Genomic DNA, 14,642 nt, shown 5'->3' with positions numbered 1-14,642 from the left:
CTATGACGATTGGCACGAGGGGCGCGACCCCGCCGGCATCACCACGCAGGATCCGGAACTGATGAAGCGGGTCGATCCGGTGGCTGCCGGGCGCCGGCTAGCGAACTACCTCAAGGTGATGACCCTTGAGGCTCAAACGATCGCCCGCGCGTGCGGCAAGAACAGCCTGCACAATCTCGAACCCGAGGACCTGGTCGCGCTGACGATCGAGGCAGCCGCCATGGCCGGCGTGCCGCTGGCCGGCACCAACTGGATACCGGGGAAGAACGGCTTCTGATCAACGAAGGGCCGATTCCCGCATACTCGGGAACAACAATCGATAAAATGGGGAACTACCGTGGCAACTGATCTTGCTGAATTCGCAAGGGCGAAAAACGTCAAATATTTCATGATTTCCTACACTGACCTGTTCAGTGGCCAGCGTGCCAAGCTGGTGCCGGCGCAGGCGATATCAGACATGCAGAAGGACGGCGCCGGCTTTGCCGGTTTCGCCACATGGCTGGACCTGACGCCGGCGCATCCCGACATGCTTGCGGTGCCGGATCCGGATTCGGTGATCCAGCTGCCGTGGAAGCCTGAGGTCGCCTGGGTGGCGGCCAACTGCATCATGGACGACAAGGAGGTCGACCAGGCGCCGCGCAACACACTGAAGCGGCTGATCGCGGAAGCCGCCAGCGACGGCATGCATGTCAAGACCGGCGTCGAGGCCGAGTTCTTCCTGATCTCGCCTGACGGCAAGACGATCTCCGACGAATACGACACGGCCTCAAAACCCTGCTACGACCAGCAAGCGGTGATGCGGCGCTACGACGTCATCGCAGAGATCTGCGACCACATGCTGGCGCTCGGCTGGGGCGCCTATCAGAACGACCATGAGGACGCCAACGGCCAGTTCGAGATGAACTGGGCTTTCGACGACGCGCTGGCGACCGCCGACAAGCACTCGTTCTTCAAATTCATGGTCAAGTCGATCGCGGAAAAGCATGGCCTGCGCGCGACCTTCATGCCGAAGCCCTTCCAGGGTCTGACCGGCAATGGCTGCCATGCCCATATCTCGGTTTGGGACAAATCGGGCAAGACCAACGTCTTCGCCGACAATGCGATGGAGCTCGGCCTGTCGGCCAAGGGCCGGAATTTCCTCGGCGGCATCATGAAGCATGCCTCCGCACTAGCCGCGATCACCAACCCGACGGTGAATTCCTACAAACGCATCAACGCGCCGCGCACCATGTGGGTGCGGTTGTTGCCGGTCCAGGTCACCGTGTTCGGTGCCCAGGTCGCGCCCGAAATGGTGCGCGTGCCCGGCCCCGGCCGCTTCGAGCTGCGCCTGCCGGATGGCGCCGCCAATCCCTATTTGCTGCAGGCCGTCATCATCGCGGCCGGCCTCGACGGCATCCGCTCCAAGGCCGATCCGGGCAAGCGCCACGACATCGACATGTACCAGCTCGGCCATACCGTCACAGACGCACCGAAGCTGCCGCTCAACCTGCTCGACGCGCTGCGTGAGTTCGACAATGACAAATCGCTCAAGGCGGCGCTGGGTGAGGAATTTTCGTCGGCATATCTAAAGCTGAAGCAGCAGGAATGGAATTCCTATGCTTCGCACTTCACGCAATGGGAGCGCGACCACACGCTGGATATTTGACCACCAGCGCGACGCGAGCGACCTCGGAATGAACTGATGAAATATTCGATCTTCTCGCTCGCTCGTGCCGCCGTGTCCGGCCACAAGAACTGGCAGCGCACCTGGCGCGACGCCACGCCGAAGGATCGCTACGACGTGGTGATCATCGGCGGCGGTGGGCACGGGCTGGCCACCGCCTGGTTCCTCGCCAGCGAGTACGGCATCAAGAATGTCGCCGTGCTCGAAAAAGGCTGGATCGGCTCCGGCAATGCCGGCCGCAACACCACCATCATCCGCTCCAATTACGGTCTGCCCGGCAACACCGGCTTCTACGAATTGTCGATGAAGCTGTGGGAGCGGATGGAGCAGGACCTCAACTACAATGCGATGGTCAGCCAGCGCGGCGTCATCAACCTCTACCATTCCGACGCGCAGCGCGACGCCTATGCGCGGCGCGGCAACACCATGCGCATCAACGGCATCGACGCCGAACTGCTCGACCTCGCTGCCGTCAGGAAGATGATCCCGTTCCTGAACTTCGACAATGCGCGCTTTCCCGTGCAAGGCGGGCTGTTGCAGCGGCGCGGCGGCACGGCGCGGCACGATGCGGTGGTCTGGGGCTATGCGCATGCGGCGAGCGAACTCGGCGTCGACATCATCCAGAATTGCGAAGTCACCGGCTTCGTCAGAGACGCCAATGGCAAGGTGACCGGCGTCGAGACGTCGCGCGGCAAGATCGGCGCCGGAAAGGTTGGCATGGCGGTCGCCGGCTCCTCGTCGCGCGTCGCGGCAATGGCCGGCCTGCGCCTGCCGATCGAGAGCCATGTGCTGCAGGCCTTCGTCTCCGAGGCGATCAAGCCGCTCATCCCGGGCGTCATGACCTTCGGCGCCGGCCATTTCTACGTCAGCCAGTCCGACAAGGGCGGCCTCGTCTTCGGCGGCGATATAGACGGCTACAATTCCTACGCCCAGCGCGGCAACATGCCTGTGATGGAAGACGTCTGCGAGGGCGGCATGGCGCTGATGCCGATGATCGGCCGCGTGCGCCTGCTGCGCCAGTGGGGCGGCATCATGGACATGTCGATGGACGGTTCACCGATCATCGACAAGACGCCCGTCGACGGGCTCTATCTCAACGCGGGCTGGTGCTATGGCGGCTTCAAGGCGACGCCAGGGTCCGGTTTTGTCTTTGCGCACCTCCTGGCTCGCGACGAGTCGCATGAAGAAGCGGCACGGTTCCGCCTAGACCGGTTCCGAACTGGCGCCATGATCGACGAAAAGGGCCAGGGCGCCCAACCGAACCTGCATTGAAGGCGGTTTAGAAGAAATGCGCATTGCCTGTCCTTTCTGCGGTGAACGCGAACTCGGCGAGTTCACCTATCTCGGCGACGCCAAACCGGTACGGCCCGAGGCCGGCGCCTCGGAAGACGAGGTCTTCGACTATGTCTATCTGCGCGACAATGTCGCCGGCGCGACCAGCGAATACTGGTACCATGGCGGTGGTTGCCGGGCTTGGCTGAAGGTCACCCGCAACACGCTGACGCACGAGATTTCCTCCATCGAACCGGCGGCTGGTGCCGGCGCTGCGAAGGTTGGTGCGTGATGGCCGGCGCGCAGACACACCGGCTCGGCAATGGCGGGCTTGTCGACCGCTCGGCACCGCTGAACTTCCGTTTCGACGGCAAGGCTTTCTCCGGCTTCCAGGGCGACACGCTCGCCTCGGCGCTGATCGCCAACGGCGTCAAGCTGGTCGGCCGTTCGTTCAAATACCACCGCCCGCGCGGCATCCTGACTGCGGGCTCGGAAGAACCCAATGCGCTGGTCGAGCTGCGCACCGGGGCACGGCGCGAGCCGAACACCAAGGCGACGACGGCCGAACTCTATGACGGGCTCGAGGCCGCCAGCCAGAACCGTTGGCCGTCGCTGCGCCACGACGTGATGTCGGTCAACCAGCTGTTCGCGCCGATCTTCGTTGCCGGCTTCTACTACAAGACATTCATGTGGCCGGCGAAGTTCTGGGAAGCGATCTATGAGCCGGCGATCCGCCGCGCCGCAGGCCTTGGCCGTGCCGCCGGCCTTGCCGATCCCGACCACTACGACAAGGCATGGGCGCATTGCGACGTGCTGATCGCCGGCTCCGGCCCGGCTGGTCTGGCCGCGGCGTTGGCAGCCGGCCGCGCAGGCGCCCGCGTCATCCTGTGCGAGGAGGATTTTGTCCTCGGCGGCCGTCTGCTGTCGGATGGCGCAATGATCGACGGCGAACCTGCGGCCGAGTGGATTTCGCGGACGCTGGCTGAACTGGCTGGTATGCCCGACGTCCGCGTCATGACCCGCACGACGCTGTTCGGCGTCTACGATGGCGGCACCTATGGCGCCATTGAGCGGGTCAACGACCATTTGCCCTCGCCGCCCGAGCACCAGGTGCGCCAGCGCCTGTGGCGGATCGTGGCGAAGCGCTGCGTCGTGGCAGCCGGCGCCATCGAACGGCCGATCGTCTTTGCCGGCAACGACACGCCCGGCGTGATGATGGCCTCCGCCATGCGCACCTATGTCGCGCGCTACGCCGCTACACCGGCAAAGCGGATCGCACTTTTCACCAACAATGAGGACGGCTGGCGCACCGTCGAGACGGCGCTCGGTGCCGGCCTGCAGATAGCGGCGGTCATCGATGCACGGCCCGAAATATCGCCGGCGCATCGTTCGCTGGCCTCGAAGGGCGGCTTCCCGGTGCTGCACGGTTCCGTCAGTGGCATCGACGGCGGCAAGGATGGCGTCAGGAAAATCGCGGTGTCGCTGACCGGCGGCGCGCGCGCCGAGGTTGAAGCGGACGGGCTCGCCGTTTCCGGCGGCTGGAACCCGGCGGTCGGGCTGACCTCCTATCATCGCGGCCGGCCGAAATGGCGCGACGATATTGCTGCTTTCGTACCGGACGGCGCGCCGCCCGGTATGGTCGCAGCGGGCGCCGCCAATGGCGACTTTGGCCTCGGCGCCTGCCTGAGCCAGGGATTTGCCGCTGGCGCGGCAGCGGCGCGTGACACGGGGCACAATGGTACGGCGGGCGCCGCGCCTGCCGCCGATGACGAGGCTTTCTCGCTCACCCCGCTCTGGCATGTCGCCGGCAAGGGCAAAGCCTTTGTCGACCAGCAACACGACGTCACCGCGTCCGACATCGAGCTGGCGCAGCGCGAGGGTTTTGAATCGGTCGAGCATCTGAAGCGCTACACCACGCTCGGCATGGCGACCGACCAGGGCAAGACCTCCAACGTCGCCGGCCTCGCCATCATGGCGGCGGTAACAGGCAAATCCATTCCCGAGACCGGCACGACCATCTATCGCCCGCCTTACGTGCCCGTCGCCATCGGCGCCTTTGCCGGACACCATCGCGATGAGACTTTTCATGCAACGCGGCTGACGCCGTCGCATCACTGGGCGGTGGAACAAGGTGCTGTCTTCGTCGACACCGGTCTTTGGAAACGGGCGCAGTGGTACCCCCGCGCGGGCGAGAAGGACTGGCTGGAATCGGTGACGCGCGAGGTCAAGGCGGTGCGCTCAGGCGTCGGATTCTGCGATGTCTCGACGCTCGGCAAGATCGACGTGCACGGTCCGGATGCCGGCGCCTTCCTCGACCGCGTCTACATCAACACCTTCTCCAGTCTTGCAGTGGGCAAGGCGCGCTACGGTCTGATGCTGCGCGAGGACGGCATCGTCTATGACGACGGCACCACGTCGCGGCTGGCCGAAGACCACTATTTTCTCACCACCACCACGGCCAAGGCCGGTCTGGTGATGCAGCATCTCGAATTCTGCCGCCAGGTGCTGTTCCCGGAGCTCGACGTGCAGCTCACTTCCGTCTCCGACCAGTGGGCGCAGTTCTCGATCGCCGGACCGAGCGCGCGGGAGTTGCTGAAACAGATCGTTGATGAGTCCGAGGACCTTTCCAACGAAGGCTTTCCGTTCATGGGCGCGCGCGAAGTGACATTGCGCGGCGGCCTCAAGGCGCGGCTGTTCCGCATCTCGTTCTCCGGCGAAATGGCCTTCGAGATCTCGGTACCGGCACGCTTCGGCGATGCGATGGCGCGCAATCTGATGCTGGCCGGTGCGCCATTCGGCGTGACGCCTTACGGCACCGAGGCGCTCGGCGTCATGCGCGTCGAAAAGGGCCACATCGCCGGACCGGAACTGAGCGGCACGACGACAGCGGCCGATCTTGGTCTGGGCAAGATGATGTCGACCAAGAAAGACTATATCGGCCGCGTCATGGCCGGACGCGAGGCGCTGGTAGCCCCAGATCGCCAGGTCGTCGTCGGCATCAAGCCGACGGACGAGACACGCCGGTTGCGCTCCGGCGCACACATCATCCCGAAGGGGCAGACGCCCGGCCCCGGCAACGACCAGGGCTATGTCACCTCGGTCTGCTTCTCGCCGACGTTGGATCAGTGGATCGGGCTCGCGCTTGTCGAACGCGGCCGCGAACGCATCGGCGAGATCGTGCACGCGCATGATCCATTGCGCGGCGAAGACTATGACGTCGAACTCTGCAATCCCGTCTTCTACGACCCGGATGGAGGGCGCCAGCGTGGTTGAGTTTTCCTGGGCTCCCCGCAGTCCGCTTGAAAAGGCGCTCGTTGCCGGCGTGCATGGTGCACGCGGTATTGAGGCCGGCGTCTCGCTGACCGAGATCCGCAATTTTGATCTGATCCAGGTGATGGCGCGGCGCGGCCAGGCGGCCGAGCTGGGACAAGCCGCCAAGGCTCGGTTTGGTGTTGCTGTCCCTGATGCGCCCAAGGCGGTGCGGACTTCGGACGCAACCCTGATCTGGTCGGGACCGGACCAGTTCTTCGTGCTGTCGAAGGGCGGCAAGCACACGATACAGACGCTGGAGCCCGCATTGTCCGGCTCGCTGTCGGACCAGTCGCATGCGCGGGTTCTGGTCAGCATCTCCGGCGCCAAGGCGCGGACAATGCTGGCGAAACTGTCGTCGATCGATTTGCATCCCGATGCGTTTCCGGTTGGCGCCGCCGCCGCGACGTCGATGGATCACACCAGCGTCACGCTCTGGCGCGGCGGTGATCGGACGGATGGGCAGGCGGTGTTCAACGTTCTGATGTTTGCGACGTTTGCCGAGAGCCTTTGGCATACGATGCTGGATTCGGGCGCGGAGTACGGCGTCGACATCGACCATACAGAGAGACTGGCTTAGCCTTGGCTAGTCTTCCCTTCTCCCACAACAAGGGGAGAAGGGAAAGCGCGCGCCACCTCCGCCTTGCCAAACCCAACCGCACTGCTATTCTTGCTGCTAAAATAATTTCACACACAGGCAAACTTGTTTCTCGAACCGCAAGGCTGAGATGAGCCAGTCGCCCTACCCCGCAATTGCCGCCGGACCGCCCAAGCCTAGCCTCATCCTGAGGCCCGGCCAGATCGCGCTGCCGCCGGGCATGGAGCGTTATACGATCCAGGGCAACGGCGCGGTGCTGATCGACATCGAGGCCGGCGACGCGATCACCGTGCGCAATGTCGAAGGCGGCCAGGCCTGCGAACTTCTGGCCTGGGACAGGACCGGCGCGACCGATCCCAGCATTTTTGGTGAAGCATCGAACAGCAACGCTGCCGGCATCAAAGCGCTGCTCATAGAGGGGGACGACAGTCTCGCATCCCTGCGGAGCGGGCTCGCCCGCCGGCAGGTGCAGCTTGACCACGCCAAGGCCGTGCGGGTGTTCGGCGTCACGACACCGGCCGGCACCGAGCAGGCTTTCACCGTCGCACGCGATGGTGTGGTGCTGATTGCCGCCCCCGGCGGGCCGATGCTGGTCGATGGTCATGACACGGCGACACCGCTGACCGTCTTCGTTCGCCGCGCCACGATCCGCCCGGCGGCGAAATCGGTATTGGCTGATCCGCTTGCCGACCCGGTGCTCGATTTGCGCGTCCATTCGGCGACCGCGGAGGCCTATTTCGTTAGGGCTGGCGACTATCTGCAGATCATCGATGTCGACGGGCGCCAATGCACCGATTTCCAGTGCTTTTCGGCGCGCAAGCTGGACAGGGGACTGGATCATCCGCTCGACGTGACGACGACGCGCACGCTCATGGGTGCGAGCTACCCGATGCCCGGCCTGCATTCCAAATACTATGACCAGGACATGGAGCCGCTGGTCGAGGTGGTGCAGGACACATGCGGCCGGCACGACGCCTTCGCGCTCGCCTGCGCCGCCAAATATTACGACGACATCGGCTATCCCGGACACACCAACTGTTCGGAGAATTTCAACGGCGCTCTGGTCGGCAAGGGCGTCAATCCCCGCGCGGGCTGGATGGCGATCAACTTCTTCTTCAACACGGCGATCGACGCGCATGGCGTCATGGTGTCCGACGAGCCGTGGTCGCGGGCGGGCGACTATGTGCTGCTCAGGGCGCTCACCGACATCGTTTGCGTTTCCTCCGCCTGCCCCGACGACACGACGCCGGCCAATGGCTGGAACCCGACCGACATCCATGTGCGGACCTATTCCGGCCAGCACAAATTCTCGCGAGCGATCGCCAGACGCATGACGCCCGATTCGGAACCGAAAATGACCCGCGAGACCGCTTTTCATTCGAGCTTTGCCAAGCACACCCGCAACTTTCAGGAGTACAAGGGCTATTGGCTCGCCAATTCCTTCGCCAAGGACGGGCCGATCGCCGAATACTGGGCCTGCCGCCAAGACGCGGTGATCATGGACCTGTCGCCGCTGCGCAAGTTCGAGGTCACCGGCCCGGATTCCGAAGCGCTGCTGCAATACACGCTGACCCGCGACGTCAAGAAGCTCGGCGTTGGCCAGGTGGTCTATTCGGCCATGTGCTACGCGCATGGCGGCATGATTGATGACGGCACCCTGCTGCGGCTGGGCAAGGACAATTTCCGCTGGGTCGGCGGCGACGATCTGTCTGGCGAGTGGCTGCGCGAGACGGCGACAAAACTCGGCCTCAATGTCCTTGTGCGTTCCTCCACCGACCAGATGCACAATGTCGCCGTGCAGGGACCGAAGAGCCGCGACATCCTCAGGGAGGTGATCTGGACCTCGCCGCTGCAGCCGTCGATCGACGAACTCGAATGGTTCCGCTTCGCCGTCGCCCGCATTGGTGGCGGCAACGGCATTCCGGTCGTCGTCTCGCGCACCGGCTATACCGGCGAGCTCGGCTACGAGATCTGGTGCCATCCGCGCGACGCCGAAAAAGTCTTCGACGCCATCTGGGAAGCCGGCCAGCCGCACGGGCTGAAGCCGATGGGACTGCAGGCGCTGGACATGGTGCGCATCGAGGCCGGGTTGATCTTCGCCGGATACGAATTTTCCGACCAGACCGATCCGTTCGAGGCCGGCATCGGCTTCACCGTGCCGCTGAAGAGCAAGACCGACGATTTCGTCGGCCGCGAGGCGCTGATCCGCCGCAAGGAGCACCCGCAGACGAAGCTGGTCGGTCTCGACATCGACGCCAATGTCGACGTCGGCCATGGCGATTGCGTGCATGTCGGCCGTGCCCAGATCGGCGTGGTCACGTCAGGCATGCGCTCGCCGGTGCTGAACAAGACCATCGCGCTGGCCAGGCTCGATGTCACCCATTCGGCTGTCGGTACCGAGGTCGAGATCGGCAAGCTCGACGGCCATGCCAAGCGGCTGCCGGCGCGAGTCGTCGCCTTCGCCCACTACGATCCGCAAAAGACCAAACCGCGTTCCTGACGGCCCTTCCCTCCCAAGACAGTGAGGCCGTGCTGCAGTTCGTGATAGGAATTTTTTCTTGACCTGCTGAGGGCAGCTATGCTACATATTCGTCCATGGTGCTGATTTGCGCTGCGACCCGCCTCCGGCGGGTTTTTCGCTTCCTGACCCTTGGTCCTTTTCCGAACAATCCCACCGCGGCAGTGTGAAGCCGACATGTTTCGCAAGCGTGATGTGCACGGCGCGACAAATCGCTTGACCTGAAAGCGCGCCGGATCAATCTTCACTGTTAAGAAAAAAATGCGACTGAGTGGAAACACCGACAGCCGCCCAAAGCATGCGTCGATGATGAAGCCTCGCGAAGTCGCGGCCGTCACGAACGGGGAACATCAAAATGGGGAACAAAGACATATGAGCACGATAACGACTGTCCTGGAGCCGCTTGCCGAAGGCAAGTTGCACCGAAATATCGACTGGCGCGGCGCCTTCTGGGTGGCGAGCGGCGTGCCGGCCCTGGTCCTGTTCTCGATCGGCGGCATTGCCGGCACGACCGGCACGCTGGCCTTCGCGATCTGGATCTTCTCCATGATCATGGGCTTCCTGCAATCCTTCACCTATGCCGAAATCGCCGGCCTGTTTCCGAACAAGTCGGGCGGCGCGTCGATCTACGGCGCCACCGCCTGGCTGCGCTATTCCAAGTTCATCGCGCCGCTGTCTGTCTGGTGCAACTGGTTCGCCTGGTCGCCGGTGCTGTCGCTCGGCTGCTCGATCGCCGCCGCCTACATCCTCAACGCGCTGGCGCCAGTGCCGCTGTTCACCGAAACCTCACCCGATGTCGTCGCCTATATCGCCGCGCATGCCGGGACGAGTGCCGCCGACGCCATCACAGCGGTGACCGCGGCGGCGACGCCGGCAATCCGCAACTGGACGCTTTACAGCCACACGCTGGGACCGGTCTCGTTCACCTTCAACGCGACCTTCTTCATCGGCGCAGTGCTGATGCTGATCATCTTTGCGATCCAGCATCGCGGCATTCTCGGCACCGCCAATGTGCAGAAATATATCGGCCTCTTGGTCATCGTCCCGATGCTGATCGTCGGCGTGGTGCCGATCGTCACCGGCCAGATCAACTGGGCGAATTTTTCGCCGCTGGTGCCGCTGGCCGCAGCCTACGCGCCCGAGCCCGGTGCCTGGAACATCGCCGGCTGGACGCTGGTGCTTGGTGGTATGTTCATCGCCGCCTGGTCGACCTACGGCTTCGAGACCGCCGTCTGCTACACATCCGAGTTCAAGAACCCCGGCACCGACACGTTCAAGGCGATTTTCTATTCCGGCCTTCTGTGCATGCTGCTGTTCATCCTGGTGCCGTTCACCTTCCAGGGCGTGCTTGGCCTCAACGGTATGCTGGCGACGCCGATCGTCGACGGCTCCGGGGTCGCCGACGCGCTGGCCGGCATGGTCGGCGGCGGCGCGCTAGTCCACAGCCTGTTGGTGATGCTGATGATCCTGGCGCTGGTGCTGTGCATCATGACGGCCATGGCCGGCTCTTCGCGTACGCTCTACCAGGGCTCGGTCGATGGCTGGCTGCCGCGCTATCTCAGCCATGTCAACGAACATGGTGCGCCGACACGGGCAATGTGGACCGATCTCGTCTTCAACCTGATCGTGCTGGCCATCGCCTCGGCCGACGCGACGAGCTTCTTCTTCATCCTCGCCGTGTCGAATTGCGGTTACATCATCTTCAACTTCCTCAACCTCAACGCCGGCTGGATCCACCGCATCGACAACGGCCATATCGCACGGCCCTGGAAGGCGCCGAGCTGGCTGCTCGGGATCGGGGCGATCTTCGCCTATGTCAACGCGATCTTCATGGGCGCCGGTGCCAAGGTATGGAACCCGATGGCGCTGTGGGCCGGCCTGATCACGGCAGCGCTGATCATCCCGGTGTTCTGCTTCCGACACTACATTCAGGACAAGGGCAAGTTCCCCGACCACATGCTGGCCGATCTCGGCATGACGGGGGCCGACCTCTCGGTCAAAAAGGCGGGCATGCTGCCCTATCTGACGCTGGTCGCCGGCGTGGTGGTGATGCTGCTCGCCAACTGGTTCTTCGTCATCTGACCTCATAAAAATAAAAAGGATCGGGCGCGCTTCGGCGCGCCCGATCCTTTTCGACTGGCGCGATCGATCTATTCGGCGGCCAGCGCCAGTTGCGGCTTTTCGGCTTCCTGGCTCAGTTCCAGATCGTCCGTCCGTCCCTCCGCCCCGCGCTTCTTCGGCTCCCGGCCGAAGAACAGGGCGTAACCGGCCGGCAGGACCAGGATGGTCAGCACCGTGGCAACCAGGATGCCGCCCATCATGGCGTAGGCGAGCGGACCCCAGAAGACGCCGCGCGAGATCGGGATCAGCGCCAGCACCGCCGTCAGCGCCGTCAGCGTGATCGGCCGGAAACGGCGAACGGCCGAACCGATGATGGCCTCGTAGCGGTCCATGCCCGCGGCGATGTCCTGGTCGATCTGGTCGACCAGGATAATCGAGTTGCGCATGATGATGCCGAGCAGCGCGATGACGCCGAGAATGGCGACGAAGCCGAACGGCGCACCGCTGATCAGGAGTGCCGCGGCAGCACCGATAATGCCAAGCGGACCGGTCGCCAGCACCAGCATCGCCTTGCCGAAGTTCTGCAGCTGGATCATCAAAAGCACGACAATGACGGCCAGCATGATCGGTGCCTTGGCGGCGATCGAAGCCTGGCTTTCCGCCGAATCCTCCGCACCGCCCTGGATTTCGATCTTGTAACCGGGCGCCAGACCCGCACGCAGGTCCTTCATGTCGTTGTACATCTTGGTGACGACGTCGTTGGACTGCACGCCGTCGGGCAAGGTGGCGCGCACGCTGATGGTCGGCAGGCGGTCGCGGCGCCATTCGATGCCTTGCTCCAGCACCGGCACCACCTTGGCCACCTGCGACAGCGGCACGAAACCGCCGAAGTCGGTCGGGATATAGACCGAGTCGACCGAGGACAGCAGGCTGCGGCTGGCATTCGGCTCGCGGGCGACGATGGACACCGTCTCCTCGCCGTCGCGGAAGTCGTCGAGCGGCGCGCCGGACATCGTCGCCTGCAGCATCTGGCGGATGCGCTGCGAGGTGACGCCGAGTGCGCGGGCACGATCCTGGTCGATGACCAGCTTCATCGCCGGAACCGGCTCCAGCCAGTCATCATGCACGGCGCCAAGCAGCGGATCTTCACGGAACTTCGCCTTCACCTGGTCGGCGATGCGGCGCACCTCCTGGCGATCCGGCCCCATGACGCGCATCTGCACCGGCCAGCCGGTCGGCGGACCGAGGAACAGACGATCGACCTTGGCACGGATGGACGGGAAGTCTTGCGCCAGGACGGTGCGCAACTTGACGATCAGACGCTCGCGAGCCGGTTCGTCATTGGCCATGACGAGCAACTGGGCAAAGTTGGGGTTGCTCAGTTGCTGGTCGAGCGGCAGGAAGAAGCGCGGCGCGCCCTCGCCGATATAGGTGGCGATGAAACGCTTGTCCTTGTCGTCCATCATCTTGGTCTCGAGCGCCTTGGCCTGCGCCTCGACTTCCTTGATGCTGGTGCCTTCCGGCAGCCAAAGGTCGACGAGGATTTCCGGCCGCGACGATTGCGGGAAGAAGTTCTGCGGAATGAACTGGAAAGCCCACAGGCTGGTGCCGAAGGTGACCAGCGTCATCACCAGGACGATGATGCGATGGCGCACGGCCCAGCTGACGGTGGCACGAAGCCGGCGGTAGAAACGCGTGTCGAAGACATCGTGATGGCTGCCGGCATGCTTGCGCTGCTTGAGGATCATGTTGCCGAGCCATGGCGTGAAATAGACCGCGACGAACCAGGAGACGATCAGCGCGATGCCGACGACATAGAACAGCGTGCGGACATATTCGCCGGCGGTCGAGGCCGCGAAGCCGACCGGAATAAAGCCGGCCGTGGTGATCAGCGTGCCGGTCAGCATCGGGAAGGCGGTCGAGGAATAGGCGAAGCTCGCCGCCTCGACCTTGACCATCCCCTCCTCCAGCTTGCGCTCCATCATCTCAACGACGATCATCGCGTCGTCGACCAGAAGACCGAGCGCGATGATCAGCGCGCCGAGCGAGATGCGCTGCAGGTCGATGCCGAGCTCGTACATGATGGCGAAGGTCGCGGCCAGCACCAGCGGGATGGCGATGGCGATGACCAGGCCGGAACGCCAACCGATCGACAGGAACGAGACGACGAGCACGATCAGCAACGCTTCGCCAAGCGCATGCATGAACTCCGCCACCGCATCGGTGACGACGCCCGGCTGGTCGGAGATCTGGTCGACCGCAACGCCGTAGGGCAGCGCCTCTTCGAAGCGCTTGTAGGTGGCCTCGACATCCTTGCCGACATCGGTAACCTTGAAGCCCTTGGCCATGACGACGCCCAACTGCACGCTGTCGTGGCCGTTGAAGCGGTACTTTCGCTGGAACGGATCCTGCAACCCCGAACTCACCGTGGCGATGTCGCCCAGCCTCGTGACCTGACCGCCGGCGCGCAGGCGCAGGTTCCTGATATCCTCGACCTTGCCGACATCGCCCTCGACGGAAATGCGCACCGAGTTGGTGCCGGTATCGACGGAGCCGGCCGGGTCGACATTGTTCTGTCCCTTGATCGCATTCTGCAGATCGGTCAGCGTCAGGCCGCGTTCGGCCAGGGCCTTGGACGAGACGTCGATATAGAGCTTTTCAGGCTGGTCGCCGATGATAACGGCCTTCTCGACGCCGGGCGTCGTCAAAAGCATGTCGCGCGCCTGGATGGCGAACTTCTTCAGCTCGGGATAGCTGAAGCCGTCGCCGCTGATCGAATGCAGGGTGATGAAGGTGTCGCCAAATTCATCGTTGAAATAGGGGCCGAGCAGACCTTGCGGCAAGTCACCGGCAATGTCACCGACCTTCTTGCGCACCTGGTAGAACGCGTCGGTCACCTCGGCAGTGTTGGTGTCGCCCTTGATCTGCACGGTGATGATGGCGCTGCCGGCGCGGGTAAAGGAGCGCACGAAATCGAGATGCGGCGTTTCCTGCAGCTTGCGTTCGATCTTGTTGACGACCTGGTCTTCCATCTCCTGGATCGAGGAGCCCGGCCAGATCGCCTGGACGACCATGACCCGGAAGGTGAAATCGGGATCTTCCTTCTGGCCCATGCGCATCAGGCCGAGCGCGCCGGAAATGATGATCAGGCCGAACAGGAACCGCGCAATGGCGGGATGGCCGATTGCCCAGCGCGACAGGTTGAAGGGCCGCTTCTCTTC

General features: G+C 63.8%; 9 protein-coding genes. 8 read left to right on the top strand and 1 reads right to left on the bottom strand.

Translation table 11 applies throughout. The annotated features are described in order from the left end of the window. The 8 genes from EN991_RS05550 to EN991_RS05515 form a co-directional block, all read left to right on the top strand. Window positions 1-277 (top strand): glutamate synthase-related protein (locus tag EN991_RS05550; protein ID WP_245460903.1); only part of this gene is annotated, 277 nt, incomplete at its 5' end. Between the two features lie 60 nt (window positions 278-337). Then, a complete protein-coding gene (gene glnT, locus EN991_RS05545; protein ID WP_127368332.1) occupies window positions 338-1,645 on the top strand; it encodes a type III glutamate--ammonia ligase in 1,308 nt (435 codons plus the stop codon). A 36-nt stretch (window positions 1,646-1,681) separates the two neighbouring features. Beyond that, window positions 1,682-2,935: a sarcosine oxidase subunit beta family protein gene (locus EN991_RS05540; protein WP_127368331.1), complete on the top strand. Its 1,254-nt coding sequence runs from the start codon at window positions 1,682-1,684 to the stop codon at window positions 2,933-2,935. 16 nt (window positions 2,936-2,951) lie between these two features. Beyond that, window positions 2,952-3,227: a sarcosine oxidase subunit delta family protein gene (locus EN991_RS05535; protein WP_024502588.1), complete on the top strand. Its 276-nt coding sequence runs from the start codon at window positions 2,952-2,954 to the stop codon at window positions 3,225-3,227. After that, complete coding sequence (locus EN991_RS05530; protein ID WP_127368330.1) at window positions 3,227-6,208, top strand: sarcosine oxidase subunit alpha; 2,982 nt, start codon at window positions 3,227-3,229, stop codon at window positions 6,206-6,208. The genes EN991_RS05535 and EN991_RS05530 overlap by 1 nt, the downstream gene beginning before the upstream one ends. Next, window positions 6,201-6,824, top strand: a complete 624-nt coding sequence (locus EN991_RS05525) for a sarcosine oxidase subunit gamma family protein (protein WP_127368329.1) — start codon at window positions 6,201-6,203, stop codon at window positions 6,822-6,824. The genes EN991_RS05530 and EN991_RS05525 overlap by 8 nt, the downstream gene beginning before the upstream one ends. A gap of 148 nt (window positions 6,825-6,972) precedes the next feature. Then, window positions 6,973-9,342 carry an aminomethyltransferase family protein gene (locus EN991_RS05520; RefSeq protein ID WP_127368328.1) on the top strand — a complete coding sequence of 790 codons (2,370 nt, stop codon included), beginning with the start codon at window positions 6,973-6,975 and terminating at the stop codon, window positions 9,340-9,342. 390 nt (window positions 9,343-9,732) lie between these two features. Further along, complete coding sequence (locus EN991_RS05515; RefSeq protein ID WP_024502584.1) at window positions 9,733-11,442, top strand: APC family permease; 1,710 nt, start codon at window positions 9,733-9,735, stop codon at window positions 11,440-11,442. 68 nt (window positions 11,443-11,510) lie between these two features. Here the strand turns inward: EN991_RS05515 and EN991_RS05510 are convergent. Further along, the coding region (locus tag EN991_RS05510) for an efflux RND transporter permease subunit (RefSeq protein ID WP_164768878.1) at window positions 11,511-14,642 on the bottom strand (3,132 nt) is incomplete at its 5' end.

Source organism: Mesorhizobium sp. M7A.F.Ca.US.005.03.2.1, from assembly GCF_003997795.1.
Taxonomy (GTDB): Bacteria; Pseudomonadota; Alphaproteobacteria; order Rhizobiales; family Rhizobiaceae; genus Mesorhizobium; species Mesorhizobium ciceri.
This window is presented reverse-complemented; position numbering and strand designations above follow the sequence as displayed.

Bases quoted from the DNA above. Each gene is read 5' to 3' on its own strand.
- EN991_RS05540 (WP_127368331.1), top strand. From the start codon at position 1,682: ATGAAATATTCGATCTTCTCGCTCGCTCGTGCCGCCGTGTCCGGCCAC.
- EN991_RS05535 (WP_024502588.1), top strand. From the start codon at position 2,952: ATGCGCATTGCCTGTCCTTTCTGCGGTGAACGCGAACTCGGCGAGTTC.
- EN991_RS05530 (WP_127368330.1), top strand. From the start codon at position 3,227: ATGGCCGGCGCGCAGACACACCGGCTCGGCAATGGCGGGCTTGTCGAC.
- EN991_RS05520 (WP_127368328.1), top strand. From the start codon at position 6,973: ATGAGCCAGTCGCCCTACCCCGCAATTGCCGCCGGACCGCCCAAGCCT.
- EN991_RS05515 (WP_024502584.1), top strand. From the start codon at position 9,733: ATGAGCACGATAACGACTGTCCTGGAGCCGCTTGCCGAAGGCAAGTTG.